The 16,027-nt window shown below is 68.6% G+C and carries 13 protein-coding genes; 8 read left to right on the forward strand and 5 right to left on the reverse strand.

The genetic code is table 11. From position 1 onward, the window contains the following. Positions 1 to 185 precede the first annotated feature (185 nt). Positions 186 to 2,711, reverse strand: a complete 2,526-nt coding sequence (hrpB, locus tag ABD089_RS06720) for an ATP-dependent helicase HrpB (RefSeq protein ID WP_343885498.1) — start codon at positions 2,709 to 2,711, stop codon at positions 186 to 188. 165 nt (positions 2,712 to 2,876) lie between these two features. Between hrpB and ABD089_RS06725 the strand changes: the two genes are divergently transcribed. Further along, positions 2,877 to 3,419 carry a DUF4825 domain-containing protein gene (locus tag ABD089_RS06725; protein ID WP_343885500.1) on the forward strand — a complete coding sequence of 181 codons (543 nt, stop codon included), beginning with the start codon at positions 2,877 to 2,879 and terminating at the stop codon, positions 3,417 to 3,419. 61 nt (positions 3,420 to 3,480) lie between these two features. Beyond that, complete coding sequence (locus tag ABD089_RS06730) at positions 3,481 to 4,308, forward strand: HAD-IIB family hydrolase (RefSeq protein WP_343885502.1); 828 nt, start codon at positions 3,481 to 3,483, stop codon at positions 4,306 to 4,308. Here the strand turns inward: ABD089_RS06730 and ABD089_RS06735 are convergent. The 4 genes from ABD089_RS06735 to ABD089_RS06750 form a co-directional block, all read right to left on the reverse strand. After that, complete coding sequence (locus ABD089_RS06735) at positions 4,305 to 5,681, reverse strand: sensor histidine kinase (RefSeq protein WP_343885504.1); 1,377 nt, start codon at positions 5,679 to 5,681, stop codon at positions 4,305 to 4,307. The genes ABD089_RS06730 and ABD089_RS06735 overlap by 4 nt on opposite strands. 15 nt (positions 5,682 to 5,696) lie before the next feature. After that, complete coding sequence (locus ABD089_RS06740) at positions 5,697 to 6,368, reverse strand: response regulator transcription factor (protein WP_343885506.1); 672 nt, start codon at positions 6,366 to 6,368, stop codon at positions 5,697 to 5,699. A 22-nt stretch (positions 6,369 to 6,390) separates the two neighbouring features. Then, positions 6,391 to 7,065: a DedA family protein gene (locus ABD089_RS06745; protein WP_343885508.1), complete on the reverse strand. Its 675-nt coding sequence runs from the start codon at positions 7,063 to 7,065 to the stop codon at positions 6,391 to 6,393. A 66-nt stretch (positions 7,066 to 7,131) separates the two neighbouring features. Continuing rightward, a complete protein-coding gene (locus ABD089_RS06750) occupies positions 7,132 to 8,985 on the reverse strand; it encodes a S1C family serine protease (RefSeq protein WP_343885510.1) in 1,854 nt (617 codons plus the stop codon). 392 nt (positions 8,986 to 9,377) lie between these two features. Between ABD089_RS06750 and ABD089_RS06755 the strand changes: the two genes are divergently transcribed. The 6 genes from ABD089_RS06755 (at position 9,378) to ABD089_RS06780 (ending at position 15,813) form a co-directional block, all read left to right on the forward strand. Then, a complete protein-coding gene (locus tag ABD089_RS06755) occupies positions 9,378 to 10,733 on the forward strand; it encodes an IS110 family RNA-guided transposase (RefSeq protein WP_343885511.1) in 1,356 nt (451 codons plus the stop codon). Positions 10,734 to 11,067: 334 nt separating this feature from the next. Beyond that, positions 11,068 to 11,547 (forward strand): hypothetical protein, encoded by a 480-nt coding sequence (locus ABD089_RS06760; protein ID WP_343885513.1) that lies wholly within the window; start codon positions 11,068 to 11,070, stop codon positions 11,545 to 11,547. A 175-nt stretch (positions 11,548 to 11,722) separates the two neighbouring features. Continuing rightward, positions 11,723 to 12,430 (forward strand): ABC transporter ATP-binding protein, encoded by a 708-nt coding sequence (locus ABD089_RS06765; RefSeq protein WP_343885519.1) that lies wholly within the window; start codon positions 11,723 to 11,725, stop codon positions 12,428 to 12,430. Then, a complete protein-coding gene (locus ABD089_RS06770) occupies positions 12,427 to 13,638 on the forward strand; it encodes a hypothetical protein (protein ID WP_343885514.1) in 1,212 nt (403 codons plus the stop codon). Before ABD089_RS06765 ends, ABD089_RS06770 begins: the two co-directional genes overlap by 4 nt. After that, positions 13,635 to 14,207: a hypothetical protein gene (locus ABD089_RS06775; protein WP_343885515.1), complete on the forward strand. Its 573-nt coding sequence runs from the start codon at positions 13,635 to 13,637 to the stop codon at positions 14,205 to 14,207. The genes ABD089_RS06770 and ABD089_RS06775 overlap by 4 nt, the downstream gene beginning before the upstream one ends. Positions 14,208 to 14,889: 682 nt before the next feature. Then, positions 14,890 to 15,813: a COX15/CtaA family protein gene (locus ABD089_RS06780; RefSeq protein ID WP_343885516.1), complete on the forward strand. Its 924-nt coding sequence runs from the start codon at positions 14,890 to 14,892 to the stop codon at positions 15,811 to 15,813. The last annotated feature ends 214 nt before the right edge of the window (positions 15,814 to 16,027 follow it).

Consider the following 16,027-nt stretch of genomic DNA (forward strand, 5'->3'; position numbering starts at 1 on the left):
CAACGACCCTAGGAGAGGAGCCCGATCGAACGATTCCCGTCAAGTCCCCCCAACAGGCCTCGCCTCCCCTTCCTTGGCGAGGCCTGTTGCGCGTCCGCGTGATCCAGCGCGTGTCCCGCCGCTCGCATGCCCGTGTTGCAGCAACAGCGCCTGCGGTTCGCCCGAGCGGCTACCCCTCACAACCGCTATCGCCCTGATCTGGTGGTGCCCCGACGCGGGGGCGCGGTGAGCGGGTCCTCGGGCCAAGGGTGCTTGATGTAGCGGCCACGGTTCTCGGCCCGGACGCTCGGGTAGGCATTCGTCCAGAAGGATGCGAGGTCGTCGGTCACGGCCAACGGACGCTGGGCGGGCGACAGCAGGTGCATCAGGACGGGTACCCGTCCGTCCACGATCCGCGGGGTGTCGACCATGCCGAAGCACTCCTGCAGCTTGACGGAGAGCACGACGCGGTCGGCCGGGTCTTCGGGGTAGTCCAACCGGATCATCGCTCCCGTGGGCACCTCGATACGCTCCGGCACCAGCTCGTCCAGCCGTGCCGCTGCCGGCCACGGCAACAGCCGACGCAGCGCGGAGGTCAGGTCCAGCGAGGACGCCGAACCCCCTTCCGCCAGCCGGTCCAGCTCCGGCGCCAGCCACTCGTCGGCCCTGTCCAGCAGGGACTCGTCGTCCATCGCCGGCCACGGGTCCCCGAGGGCGTGGTGCAGCACCGCCAGCCTGCAGCGCAGCGTCTGGACGCCCTCCCGCCAGTCCAGTACCCCGCGCAATCCCTGTGTGCGCAGAGCTTCGGCCAGGGCCGCGCGACCCACCTCGGGGGTTGCGCTGACCGGGGTCGACGTCAGTTCAAGCGCCCCCAGCCGGGTCACCACGCGGGCCGTCACGCGTCCATCGGTGAAGCGTCCGATGGTCTCACGCACCAATAGCTCGGACGCGCACCGCTGAGCCAGGTCCTGCGAAGCGATCGCCCCGGAGCGGACGACAGCTCGCTCACCGACCCGGGCGACCTCCGCCACGGCCAGCCACTCGGCGCCTTTCAGCCGTGAGTCCGAAGGCAGGGTCACGCCGGTCCCGGAGACGGTCAGGTAGTCATCGGTGCCGGGACGACGTCGGGCGATCCGGTCGGGCCAAGCAGAACCGACGACCAGCGAGACGGCCTCCTCGTCGCCTACCCCTCGACCGGCCCGGGGATCACCATGATCACCGGGGATCATCCGCTCCAGCCGGTCGGACTCTCTCCGCAGCACCGGCGAGCCCTTCGTGGAACGCCAGACGGCGAGCAGGTCGCCACCCACCATCCGCTCATCCCCGGACAACAGCGCGACGACCTCCGCCGCTCGCCGGCGTCCCACCACCGGGGCGCACTTCACCAACGCCCGTCCCAACCGCGGTTCCACCGGCAACAGCGCCAACGCCCGGCCACGCGCGGTCGCCCGTCCCGTCTCGTCCACGGCCCCCAGCCCATGCAGCACCGCGAGCGCATCGCCCAACGCCTCCGTGGGCAAAGAGTCCGGGAGCGGCAGACCAATCCCACCGGGAGACCCCCAGCAGGCAAGGTCCAATGCCGCGCGGGTGAGGTCGGCGGTCAACACCTCCGGCATCGTGAATGGGCGCAGCCGGTGCCAGTCGGCCTCCGGGAAACAGCGGACGACGACACCCGGCCCCAACCTCGCGGCACGTCCCGCGCGCTGTTCCGCGGACGACCGCGGCTCCGCCACCGTCACCAGCCCCGACATCCCCCGTGCCCGGTCACGCCGCGGCTCGCGCGACAGGCCTGAATCGACGACCACCCGCACCCCCGGCACCGTCAGTGACGACTCGGCGATCGAGGTCGCCACCACCACGCGATGCGCCCCGGACAGGATCGCGTCCTGCTCTCGCGGCGCCAGGGAGCCGTGCAGCGCCGCCGCGTCGACGCCGCGGCTGACAAGGCGTGACACCACCTGGTCGCACTCCCGGGCACCTGGGGCAAAGGCCAGTACCCGTCCACCGTCGGGGGCCTCGGCGACACAGCCAGCGGCGACCGAGGCCAAGTGGTCCAGGAAGGCGGGGGTGACGCCGCGGGCGTCCTGACGGGCCCCCTGTGCCGGAGCCCACCGCACCTCCAATGGGTGCAGGTCGGCCGACACCCGGACCACCGGCGCACCACCCAACAGCCCTGCCCAACGGTCCGCGTCCAGCGTGGCCGACATCACCACCAGGCCCAGATCGGGCCGCAGCTCCCGCAACTCGGCCAGCATGCCGAAGGCGAGGTCGGTCTCCAGCGCGCGCTCGTGCACCTCGTCCAGCACCACCGCGCCCACCCCGGGCAGCTCCGGGTCTGCCAGCAACCGTCGCAACAAGACCCCGGCAGTGCAGAACTCGACCCTGGTCGATGGTCCGGTCACGACGTCCCCGCGGACGACGTACCCGGCCAGTTCTCCGACGTGCGTCCCGGTCAGCGAGGCCAGCCTGCGGGCGGCGGCGCGGGCGGCGATCCGGCGCGGCTGGGAGACCAGGACCCTGCCGGGGGTGAGATTGGCCACCAACGGCGGGACCAGGGTCGTCTTGCCCGTGCCGGGGGGAGCCTCGACGACGGCGACGCCAAGAGATTGGGTGAAGGAATGTACCGCTCGCGGAACCGGATTCCCCCGATCCCCACGCAGTGTCGCCACCAACTCGTCCACCGCGCCGAGGACGGGCAGCCCGCGTCCGATGGCATCCAGGTCGAAGGTCACCGGACCAGTTTGGCGCACCCCCGCGGCAGGCCCCTTCGGGACGCCCGCACCCCGGAAGGCCCCTACCTCCGGATGCTCCGTCTCAGACCGAAGTCGTAGCTGTCGCCGCGCGCTCGCACCCGCCGACGGATGCCCGATGAGACCTCGGCTGGCGAGCATGGAGTCATGACCACTGGAACCATGACCACGCGCACCCTGACCACGCGCACCCTGCACCCCTGCGGCCTCTTGCTCGTCGCCGCCGTCCTCGCCACCACGGGCTGCGGCGTCGCAGAGAGCAGCGCCCTGAGCAGGGACGTCAGCACCCCGCTGGCCGAGGCCATTGACGTCGACGCGCTGGCGCGGGCCCACACCCGCTACCTGGGCGACAACTCCGCCGACGCATCGATCCTGGACGCGCTGCACCTCGAGGTCGTCGGCGCCCGGACCTTCGAGTTGGTCACCGACAAGCAGCCCCATGAGCTCAAGATCAACTTCAACACCTCCGCGCAGGGCCTCACTGACACCACCGCGCACTCCGCCTTGCGCAAGCGCGCCGTGCTGGCGATGGCCTGCATCGACAATGTCGAGAAGGTCTCGTGGAAGGTCCCGCACCTCCAGCAACCCACCGGCAGCATCACCCGCGCCGAGGCCCAGAAGCTGGCGGGCGGCACCCTGGCCTGCGGCACCCAGGAGCTGAAGTCGCTGGTCACCACGCTGGACGCCTGACGCGGATTCCCCCATCCCGGACACCTCAGCACCGCCGCCCGCGCTGGATATGGTGTCGGCCATGGGTATCCAACTGGTCGTCTTCGACGTCGACGGCACGCTCCTGCACACGGGCGAACGCCTCGCTGACGCGACCGCCGAGCGCATCGCCGCCCTGGCCGGCACCGGTGCCCAGTTGGCGCTAGCCAGCGCCCGCCCCACCGAGTCCCTGCGCCTGGTCCGTGACCAGATCGGGGTGCCGATGCACCTGGTCGGCTTCAACGGCGCCGAGGTGCTCCACGCCGACGACACGCCCGTCCGCGAGGTGGGCTTCGCAATCGAGGGACGCCTGGCCGCCGCGCTGGCCAACTTCGTCGCCGCCGGCGGCAACGCGATCAATGTCTACTGCTCGGACGGACGCTGGCTCGGCATCGGTGAGAAGGAGCTGTTGGACCGCGAGGAGCACGACACCTGGACGAAGGCCACCAAGCGCCTGGCCAACATCCGCGCTGACCAGCTGCTCGGCCTGCGGGTGCGCAAGATCATGGCCGAGGGGGACGACCGGGCGATCCCGGAGGTCCGCACTGCCGTGGAATCCGTGCCGGGGCTGGTCTTCACCCATTCGGGCATGGGCCTCAACGACATCTGGCACGTCGACTCCGGCAAGGGCAATGCCCTGGTCGCGCTGGGCAAGGCGTTGAAGATCCCGCTCTCGGACGTGTTGGCCGTCGGTGACTCCGACACCGACGTCCCGATGCTGATGGCCGCTGGGACGAGCATCGCGGTGCTCCCCGGAGCCTCGGACGCACGCGCCGCCGCCACCCACTCGGTGCGCGGCGCCGGATCAACCGAACTGTTCAAGCTCGTCACCCGACTGATCGGCCGAGGGACAATCCCGACGCAGGCCTAGCCCCCAGCAGGCAACCGGACGACGAAACCAGCTCCACCTAGGTCGGAGTCGACGACCTCGATCCGGCCCCGGTGCGCCCGGACGATCTGCGCCACGATCGCCAGGCCCAGCCCCGATCCACCCTCGTCCCGGTTGCGGGACTCCTGCAAGCGGACGAAGCGGTCGAAGACGCGCGACCGGTCCTCCTCGGCGATGCCAGCCCCGTCGTCGTCCACGCGCAGCACGGCACCACCGTCAGGCTCCTGACGCACCGACACCCGGACCATCGAGTCGGCGTGCCGCATCGCGTTGTCACCCAGGTTCACCAGGATCTGGCGAAGCAACGAGGGGTCGGCCACCAGCCGCGCCGGGTGCACGTCGGCCTTGACCTCGCGGGTCGCCGAACTGCGCAGGCGGGCGACCTCGGTCTCGGCCAGGTCGTCCAGGTCGACGTCCTGCTTGTCGAGCGTGAGACCTGAGTCGTCCGCGCGGGAGAGCGCCAGCAGCCCTTGGACCAACTCGTCCAGCCGCTTCACCTCGGACCCCATCAGCCCCGACATCTCGCGCCAGGTCTCCAGGTCGTCGGCCATGGACGCGATCTCAATCGCGCCGGACAGCGTCGCGACCGGGGAGCGGAGTTCGTGGCTGGCGTCCGAGACGAAGGAGCGCTGGGAGCGCTGCGCCAGCTGCAGCCGGTCGAGCATGTCGTTCATCGTCTCGCCGAGGGTGCGCAGTGAGTCGTCGGCTGAGGGCACCGGCACCCGCTCCTCGCCGATTGGGGAGTTGATCCTGGCCAGCCGTCCGGTCATCCGCTCGACCGGACGAAGCGCGCGCCCGACCAGCCACCACGCGACCACCGATGTTGCCAGCGTCAGCAGCGGGATCGCGGAGGCGAGCAGGGCGACGGTCAGGTTGACGGCCGACTGCTGGTCGCGCTGGCTGGTCGCGACCTGCACCACGAGCTCTGAGTTCTCAACGCCCTCGGCGACCACCAGGTCGAGCTCGGCTGGCTCGCGAGGGAGCCAGTACATGAGCCCGCCGGCGTGCATCTGCTGGCCCGATGCGGGGCGCAGGTCGGAGAAGGCTTCGTTGTGGCGCGGCGCGGAGGTCCACAACACGTCCCCATTCGCGTCGACGACCTGGACGCGGTACTCCTGCGCCACGTCAAGTTCGCCGGGCATCATCATCATGCCGTGGTCGGCGACGTAGTCGGAGACGCGCTCGGCGACCTGCCCCGTGGAATCCACCAGCGAATTCGTCAGCGATCGCGTCAGCAGGTTGCCGAAGACGAAGACGCCCAACGCCAACGGCAGGGAGACGGCGATGGCCGCGAAGACCGTCAGCTGGCGTCGGATCCCCAGCCTGACCCACAGCCTCCTACCCCTCTCCCACACTGTCGCGAGCCCCGATCAGTCGACCGCGACGCGGTACCCGACGCCCCGCACGGTCTGGATGGTGTTGGCCTTGAAGGGCACGTCGATCTTCTTGCGCAGGTAGCCGACGTAGACCTCGACCACATTCTGGTCACCCTCGTGCTGCGCACCCCACACCGCGTCCAGGATCTGCGCCTTGGTCACCACGGCACCCTTCTGCTCAAGCAGGTAGGTGAGCAGGTTGAACTCGCGCGGGGTGAGCGTCACCTCCTCGCCGAAGCGAGTGACGCGATGGCTGGACGGGTCGAGGGTCAGGTCTTGCGCGCTGAGCAAGGTCGGACGCGGTGTCGACCCGCGTCGTGCCAGGGCGCGCAGCCGGGCATTGAGGACCACGAAGCTGAAGGGCTTGGTCAGGTAGTCGTCCGCGCCCAGGTCGAAGGCATCGGCCTGGTCGTACTCGCCGTCCTTGGCGGTCAGCATCAGCACCGGCGTCCAGACCTCCGCGGAGCGCATCGCCTTGAGCACGTCGTAACCGTTGAGCAGCGGCAACATGATGTCCAAGACGACGACGTCGTAGTCGCCGTGCACCGCGCGGATCGCGCCCTCGCGTCCGTCACGGGCAAGTTCGACGACGTGTCCCTCGGCGGCCAGCCCTCGCCGGGTCACCTCGGCGAGCGAGCGGTCGTCCTCGACCAGCAGGATCTTCATGCCCGCCAGACTAGGCCCGATGTCAGGCCCGGTGCCCCTGGTGGGGGTCGATCGCGTCGATTCTTTCCGGGTGGGTGCGGGCATATTCGGCGACCTGCGCCTCCATCACCTGCTTCATCTTGCGGCTGGCGAGCAGGCCGCCGCCGACCAGCACCGCCAGCAGCACCCACGCCGCGCGGGCGAGCCACTGCTCGGTCGCGGCGCCGAGGTACCACACCACCGCGACGGTCCCGCCCGCCCAGCAGATCCCGCCCAGCACATTGGCGGCCAGGAAGGTCGGGTAGTGCATGCCCATCGCTCCGGCCAGGGGCCCCGCCAGCATCCGGAGGAGCGCGACGAAGCGTCCACCGAAGACGGTGCCCATGCCGTAGCGGCCCATCAGGGCCTTCGCCCAGGCGAGGTGCGCCGGGGTGACGTGCTTGGGGAACCTGCGCATCACCCAGGTGAGCAGTACGTCGCCCTTCTCGCGCCCGACCCAGTAGCCGATCGAATCACCGATGACGGCGCCAATGATGGCGGCCAACCCGATGCCCACAGGTCCGAAGCCCGCGGTGGAGACACGGGAGGCGATGGTCGCAGTGATGATCGCCGTCTCGCCCGGCACCGGGACTCCGATGCTCTCGACCCCGACCAGCAGTCCGATGACCAGGTACACGGCGTACCCCGGTACGTTCTGCAGCAGCCAGGCAATGTCCATCCCCACATTGTGGTCCCTGCGGCTGAGAGATCCCCCAGCGCATGCCCGAGCGATCCCCTGAGGCCGTCAGTTGACGGGGCTCTCGCCCAGCGTCGCCTTGGCGGAGTGGGTGCTGCCCTGGGAGTCGGCCCAGGTGATGGTGACCTCGTCGCCCGGCTCGTGGGTGGCCAGCGCCGCCGACAGTTCCGCATGCGAGCTGATGTCGGTGCCCCCGAGGCTGGTGATCACGTCGCCGGCAGCGAGTCCGGCGTTCGCGGCCGCCTGGCCCTCGACGACCGAACTCACGACGAGCTCGCCCGACTGGCTGGTCTGCACCGAGACGCCGAGGTAGGCGTTCGGGCCGATCCGCACGGTGCCCGACTCGTTGCCAGCCTCGATCTGGTCGACGATCTCCATCGCCCGGGTGATCGGCACCGCGAAGCTCGCGACGGTGACCGACTGGGTGCTGCGTCCGCTGCTGGATGACTGCCCGGCCGTGGTCATGCCGATCACCTCGCCCTCGTCGTCGAACATCGGGCCGCCGGAGTCACCGGAGACGGCCTGCGCGCTGGTCTGGTAGACGTTCTCCAGCTCCTCCGAACCGCTCGAGGAGGCCTCATTGGTGACCGTGATGGACGAGCTCAGGTCGGTGACCGTGCCGGTGGCCGCACTCAGGTAGCCCTGCCCGTTCGAGTTGCCGACAGCCGTGACCGTGGAACCGACCGCGAGGTCGTTGTCGTCGTCGAGCGTGACGGTGCTCAGGCCGGAGGCGTCAGCGAGCTTGAGCAGGGCGACGTCCTTCGCGGCGTCATTGCCGACGACCGTCGCGGTGTAGGTCTTCTGGGTGGACGCGATCTCGACCTCGATCGAGGTGGACGACTGCACCACGTGGTAGTTCGTCAGCACGTAGCCATTGGTGGTGAGCACCATGCCCGTGCCCGCCGCCGAGCCGTTGGTGGTCTTGGTGTTGATCAGCACGACGCCGGTCTGCTGGGCGTCCGTGGCGGACGTCTGCCCTTGCGAGGTGGTGGTTCCGGACTGCTCGTTGGTGCCTTGGTCCTGGCTCCCCGAACCGCTGGAACCGCTGGAACCACTGGATCCGGTGCCCTGGTCGTCCGTGCTCTGGTCGTCCGTCCCCTGGCCCGGCCACTGGGGCTGCTGTCCCCAACCACCTTGGTTGGGGTCGGTCTGGGTCTGGTCCTGGTCCGTCTGGTCCTGGTCCGTCTGGTCCTGGTCGGTGCCCGAGTTGGATCCGGTGCCGTTGCTGCCGGAGCCTTGGTTGGTCTGGGTCTGGCTGGTGCCCGGCAGCTGCGACTCGGCCAGGCTCGTCAGCGGCCCCTGCACCAGGACGGCCGTGCCCAGGATGGTGGTCAGCAACGCGGCGGCGACGCCGGCACGACGTCCGGTGGACGACCTGCGGGGCTGCTGGAAGGCGATCGGACCGGTGGGTTGACCGCCGACGGGTTGGCCGCTGGGAGCGCCCCAAGGATTGGCCGGAGGTTGGTAGCCGCCGCCCGAACCTCCCACGGCGAGCTGCTGCGCCGGCTGGCCCTGCTGGGCGGCGTACTGCTGTTGGGCTGCGTACTGCGCCTGCTGGGCCGCGTACTGCTGCTGTTCGTACTGCTGTTGGGCCGCGAGCTGCTGCTGCTCGTACAGCTGAGCCTGCTGGGCGGCGTACTCCTGCTGCGCGCCGGGGACGGCGAAGTCGGCCGGACCCTGCGCCGACGGCACCCCGAAGTGCACGGGCTGGGCGGGCACCTGCTGGGTCGCCTCGGCCGCCGTCTGCCCCGGGATCGGCTGGGTGGGCTCGAACAGGAACTGCAGCGTCGGCTCGGTGATCGGAATCTGCTGGGTGGCCTCCACGGCGGGGATCTGCTGCGTCGCGTCGACCGCCGGGATCTGCTGGGTCGGCTCTCCCCAGGGATTCTGCTCGTTCTGCATGGTCCAAGTGTTCGTCGCCAAAGCCCTCCATCAACCCTCAGGGGGCTGTGAGGAATCTGTGAATCCCGCCATACCGAGCGCCCACCCAGCCCCGACACAGCTCCCTGTCGAGATGCACTGCAGATTGCATGCCTCGCCGCTGCGTACTTTGCACAGATGGACCCTGGAGCGGTCCCCGTTCAAAATAGAAAGCTGAGAACCTACGGATTGCGCCCCCCGAGGACCGCATCAGGGCAACCTTGCCGCCCGCTCGACCAGCGGCAGTCGCGTGCGTCTTCGACGCCGCGCAGAGCGGCATAGGAACGTGTTTGAGCACACGGGGTCTGGCGTGGGGGAACGTCCTCCTGCTGCGCTTGAAGGGCTTGGTGTCCCATCGCAGAAGGAGGACGAACATGTCTCACGCTAGTGGTGTTTCCCGTGGTGACCGCAACCGCAATGCCCGACTCGGGCGGCTCCGGGAGGCCGTCCCGGTCACGAACGCGATCGTCGGGATCGACCTCGCGGACACCAAGCAGATGCTGGTTGTCTGCGACCACGACTCGAAGGTCTTGGCCCGCCGAACCTTCCGTTGCAAGGCCTGGGACCTGGGCAAGGCCCTCGACTGGGCCGCCGACCGCGCGACGAGGGCTGGCTACACCGGCGTAACAGTCGCCTGCGAACCGACCGGGCACCGCTGGCGCGTCCTCGGGCAGCTCGCCGCCGACCGCGGCATGAGCTTCGTCTGCGTTCAACCGATGTTGTCGTCATGGGCCCGCAAGACCGAGGACCTGACCATCGACAAGACCGACGACAAGGACGCGGTCCTGATCGCCCGGCTGACCGCGCAGTTGCGCTGCTACCTGCCCGAACAGGTCGACGAGACCTGGGGTCGGCTGCGTCACCTAGGGCAGCGACGGGCCCGGCTGCTCGGCGTCCATACCGAGTCTGTCCAACAGATCAGGGCCCTGCTGGAGTGCGTCTGGCCCGCGGCTCTCGAGACCGCGAAGCAACCGTTCAAGTCCCACACCTGGATCGCCGCGCTCCACGTAATCGTCTCCCGCGACGGCGGCGACCTCGCCCTGACCCGGCGCCGAGGTCTGGCCCGTTTCGAGCACCAGGTCGGTCGCGAGCTGATCCGCCGCGGTTACCAGCGTCCCTGCCGGCGGATCGTGACAAGGCTTTTCACCGCCCTCGACGACCCGGCCGGGGTGCTGGAACACCGACGTTCCGCGTTCGAACGGATCAGCTGGATCCTCGACGACTTCGACCACGCCCACACCCAACTCGTCGAGGTCGACCAACGACTGGTCGCCGTCCTCGACGAGCTCGGGCTGATCGAGCTGGTCACCAGCATCGACGGCCTCTCGGCGGTCGGCGCAGCCGCGATCCTGGCCGAGACCGGTGACCTGACCCGCTTCACCTCCGCCCGCGCCGTCGTGAAACACGCCGGCCTCGCCCCGAGGGAACGCATGTCCGGGGCGTTCACCGGCAGAGCCAGGCTGACCGGCGCCGGCCGGCCCGAACTCCGAGCGGCGGCCTGGCGGGCGGTCTGGGGCTGCCTGCAGAACAACCAGGTCCACGCGGCCCGCTACCGCCACCTCACCACCCGCGAGACGAACCGGCTCAAGCCCACCCAGGCCCAGGCCGTCGTCGCCGCCGGCCTGCTACGGCAGCTCTACGCGATCGTCACCACCGGCCAGGCATGGAACCCCGACATCGCCGTCCACGGTCAGGTCACCCAGTCCCATCTGGAGGTCATCGCTGCCTGACCGACCCCCTCGGACACCAGCAGTTCGAGGCGCCCACCCAAGAGCTGGGTCGGGGCGAGCCCTCAGCGGCATTGGGAACCCCATCGGTATCCCGTCTGTCATCATGGGCAGCCCCGACCCTCGTCGACCAACCCGATCACACGCTGCAGAGCCCAACTCCATTACCTATGCAGGGACCGACGAAAACCCCGGGACACCCGACCCAGCCTTGACACGAAACGCCTCACGCTGATGACAGCGACATCCTTGGCGCGTCTGAGAAGTGCCGTGCTGGTCAAGGGTGTGAAGTGCTCGCCCACCTCGTCGACCCAGCCGCTGCTTACACTCAGTGCCCATGAGTGCTCGGAAACGCAGCGTCGTCGGCCTTCTCGCACTGCTAAGCCTGCTGGCCGTGGCCGTAGGGGGCCGGTACATTGTGATCCAATGGCGCCAATCCGCACCGATCGGTGAGTTGGAATCGAACTGGGGCGTGAGGATGCCTCGGTCGTTGACCCCCATTGAACAGCGTTCCGAGCCCAGCTTTCATGGCGACGGCTACCGGATCAAGGTCTTCGCTCCTACTCTGCGCACCACTACCGAGGGCACCTTTCTGGACGTCACCGCGATGTCCACCAAGCCACTTACAGCCGAGGAGCGCGGTCTGGTAACCCAAGCCAATGCCCAGTTGCGACCGGCCCATCCGCTGGACCCCGACACTCGCTCGTTGCGCAAAGCCCACGCCCTCATGCCAAACGGCTGGACTGACAGCGAGTTCGTACTGGGCGTCTACGATCCCGCTACCGACCTCTTCTATGTCTATGAAAGTTTCATGTGAGGAGACAATCATCACCTCGTAATGCGGCCTAGTCTGACGCTACGCGACGACAGCGGCATGAGAGTGCTTCGCACGGCAGACTCCTGTGTCATGCCCCGCGCCGAGGAGGAATTGACCAAAACCGCGTACGACACCGTGGAGGGTGCTGGTGTCCTACGCTCTGGTCATGATCGCGATGACTGCGGTGGGCCACCGCTACAAGCAACGGGTTGCCCTCCGGGACGTCACAGCTGATCTGTCGTCTGGTCGTGTGGCTCTGTTGGGCCCCAACGGTGCTGGCAAGTCGACGCTGATTCGCCTGTTGACGACGCTGTCGTCTGTGCAGGTAGGGACTATCACGATCGACGGCGACAACCTGTCGTTGGCAGCGGGTCGCGAGTCCGTCCGTGCACGACTGGGCTACGTCCCACAGGCAATGGAACTCCCGCGCGGCTACACCTGCGGCGAGTTGATGGCCTATGTGTCATGGATGCGCGGCGTATCCGATGTTGCCAAGGCGACGGAGCGTTGTCTGACAGCCGTGGGTCTCGCGGATCGTCGTGACGATCGGATCTCGTCGTTGTCTGGTGGGATGTACCAGCGGCTGTGCGTGGCGCAGGCGCTGGTGCACGAACCGTCCCTGCTGGTGGTGGACGAGCCGTCGGTCGGCCTGGACCCGCAGCAGCGAGTGCACCTGCGCAACACCCTGTCGTCGTTGGACTGTCAGCTGGTGCTGGCCACGCACCTGGTCGACGACGTCGCGGGCCTGGCCGAGGAGGTCCTGGTCTTGGACGACGGTGTCGTGGCCTTCCATGGCAGCATTCAGGAGTTGTGCGGTGGCGCCGAGGTGTCGGCTGCTGCGGTCGAGGAAGGGTACCTGCGGTGCGTCGCGGATCACGAGTGACCGCAGGCCGTTGTGCTGCCCGGACGGCTGTGGTGGCTGAGGCGACGCACGGCCTGCTGCTGACCGGTGGGCTGGTCACTGTGCTTGTCGCGGTGGTCCTGTGCACTCTGGCGAAGCCGGAGGCCGTGTTGTGGGCGGACCGGACGACGACGTCGAGCCTGGCGTGCATGTTCACCGTTCCACTGCTCGCCGGTGTTGTGGCGATCGTGACTGGTGCTCGCATGGGGGGATTGTCGGAGGTGGCGGCGACCAGCCCGGCCGGCGCCCGGTTCCCGGCGCGGGTGGTGTGGCTGGCCGGCCTGTTCTGGGCAGGGGTGGTGACCTTGGCGCAGGTGATGGCCCCGGTGGTGGCGCACAGTCCGTGGGGCAGCCCGTTCAGCGCCACGATGGTGCTGCCGTGGATCCAGACGGCCGTGTCGCTCGCGGGCGCGGTGTCACTCGGTGTCCTGGCCGGTTGCCGGTGGCACGGCTGGCCCGTCGGGCCCTTGGTGGCGGCGCCGGTGTTCCTGTGGTGCTACCTGACGACCTACCTGCCCGGACGCTGGAACCTGATTGCGGCCTTCGACAACGGAACCTTCTACCAGCCGTGGCTCGAGCCAGCCCCGAGGGTGATCACCGGCCACACGCTAGTTGCGCTCGCCGTGGTGCTGGTCACAGCGGGCGTGCTGTGGCCCGGGCTCCGACGAGCCCGCGTGTCGGCCGGTATCGCAGCCGTCGTCGCAGTGGCCGGCATCGTCCTGATCGCCACGTCCGGCACCGACCGGGCCAGACCGCGAGAACTCACCGCGCCTCCGGCCTGCGCCACCGCGCGTTCCGTGACGTACTGCACTTGGCCGGCTCTGGCCGACCATGCGCCACACGTTGCCACCGCCCTGGCCAGCGCCCGAAACACCGTCGACGGATACTGGAACACACCCACCGAGTTCACTCAGGCGGGCCTGCCGTGGGCGATCCCCGGCAAGCGCATGGACATCGCGCTACCCATCCAGCAGGAGACTCTCGCCAGCGATGCCCTGTTCGCCGTGCTGCCCACCTGCAGCGCCGACCCTGCTGGCCTTCAAGCCCAGGGCGAGCTGATGACATGGGCCACGGCCAAGGCAGGCTTCGACCAGGCCAGCGACAGCCCCTACGTGAAACTCGCCCACTCCAGCTCCGCAGCACAGCACCAGTGGGTGGCCCAGCAGATGGCCTCAGGCGGTTGCCAGTGACGAGCCAGCGGCTGTGGTGGCGCACCAACCACTTCGGGCCACTGCTCATCGGCCTGTTAGCCCTGGCCGTCGCCCAGCGGTGGATACCTGCCGCGCTCCTCGCGCCCCAGCTACGGGCCCTCGACGACACCGACGTTCCGACCGCGACATTCCTGTCAGCCGCAGTGGGCATCACCATCGCCTACCAGGTAGCCGAACCGGTGCCGGTGCTGTGGCGCCTGTCGACGCCCCGCGCCCGGTGGCGTGGCGTGGTCCGTGTCGTGGGCGCCACAGCGCTGTACCTCGGCGTCACTGCTGTGGTCGCGCCGGCCTGGGTGATGCCAGCAATCAGCGTCGTCCTGACAGTCGTCGCGGAAGCGCTCCTGCTCCTGCCACGCATCGACCACCGCATCGTCTGGGCGGTACCAGCCGTGCACTGCGCGCTCTCCGCACTCCTCGGACGACAACTGTTCGGTCAGCTCTCATGGTGGGCCTGGCCTGCTGACCCCACCCCTGCAATGGCCCAAGTGGTTGCCCTCGCTGTGGGAACCGCGGTACTGGGTCTCCTGGTCCACTCGCGTGGCGCCTGAAGCGATCAGCGGCATGGCAGTGTGTTTGCGAGGCGCATCCTGGAGACACCGACGCGCGGGGGCTCGTACGACGACAGTGCCACCTGTAGTCTCCGCGTATGGGTAGCTCGCATGCGACAGCGCTTTGGGCCGGAGCGCTCGCTCTTGTCGCGACCGCCGGGTGTGGCGCCGACACGTCGCCATCTACCTCCCCATCGTTCGATGACGTGGCCGCTGACCATGTGCAGTTCGATCTCAGGGAAGTGAAGCTGAGCCCCCTTGCAGGAGCCGACACCACCGCTGACCTGGCGAGTCAACGTGGCGTCGTGATCAACTTCTGGCAACCCGGCTGCGCACCCTGCGCCGATGAGTCCCCATCCTGCAACAACTCGTGGCCGACGGCTTCACCGTGATCGGGGTTGACATCAGCGGCGGCACACCATCAACTGCCAGAGCCTTCGCCTCGCAACAGAAGTGGACCTTTCCCCAGCACCAGACCCCCGCCGGGTCGGCAGGGTCTGCTGATCTCAGCACCTAGACTTCACGGACCACGACCAGTGCTTGCAGCCGCTTGACTGATGTCCGCCAGCTCGGGTCAGCCCCGAACACCGGTCGTAGCCTGCCGTGTATCTGCCCTGCGAGATGAGCGCAGATCTCTGTTGGGCAATTTCTTGGTAAAGACCATCGCAACGAAGGAATTTTCATGTCAGCACCATCGCGCCAGCCCGAAGACCCCGCGTCGCAGGTACTCCGGGTGAGACGCCTAGTGTGGGCGAACCTGGTCGGCAACATCCTCATCATCGTCACCGGCGTCCTCGTGCGGGTCACGGGCTCCGGTCTCGGGTGCCCGACGTGGCCGACCTGCGTCCCCGGTTCGGTGGTGCCGGTCGCTGGCCAGGCCCAGGGCTTCCACAAGTTCATCGAGTTCGGCAACCGGATGCTCACCCCCGTGCTCGTCGTAATCGCCGCGGCTCTCTATCTGACCGCTCGAAGCGCCTACCGGTCCACTCGCCCGAAGTTCGTGCGGGACTGCGTCGTGCCGCTGGTCTTCGTCCTCGTCCAAGGCGTCGTGGGTGGCGTGATCGTCCTAACTCACCTCGACCCGGCCACCGTCTCCCCGCACTTCCTGATCAGCATCTTCCTGGTCGCCAACGCCACCTACCTGCTCATCCGCGAACGCGAAGGCGACGGACCCGCCCAGCCCACCGTGCCGCCTCTAGTCGCCACCCTAGCGAAGGTCGGCACCGCCGTCGGCACCGTCGTGATCATCCTGGGCACCGCCGTGACAGGTTCCGGCCCGCACTCGGGTGACGCGGCAGCCACCGTCCGCTACGGCTTCGACCCCCGTGCAACCAGCTGGCTGCACGCCGATTCCGTGATGCTGTTCATCGGGCTGCTCGTCGCGCTGCTCGTCGCCAGTCGCCTCGTCGACGCCCCGAAGTTGTTCCGCACGGCATGGCAATGGGCCGCGGGGATCAGCGTGGCCGAAGGTGTTCTCGGCTACACCCAATACTTCACCGGACGCCCCATGGGACTGGTCCTCATCCACGTTCTGCTCGCAGCGCTACTCACCGTGGCAGTGACCGTCGGACTGGTCACCACCCGCCGCCGAGAACCGCTGAGCTGACGCCCCGCACCCAGTTCCAGCGTTCAACTGTGACGCGCGTTTCGTTGCGAAGCTCACACGGTCGTCGCGATGGCTGCGACTGTCAACGTCGGCCGAAATCTGAGCAGAAATCGACGCCTGAAAACTGAGCAGGCCGCGCAAGCGACCTGCGGCTACTAGTTCCATTGACTGCAGATCGGGCCTTGGCCGAGGCTCGGTTCAGGTGGTCGGGGCG

Source organism: Luteococcus sanguinis (assembly GCF_039527675.1).
GTDB classification, from domain to species: domain Bacteria; phylum Actinomycetota; class Actinomycetes; order Propionibacteriales; family Propionibacteriaceae; genus Luteococcus; species Luteococcus sanguinis.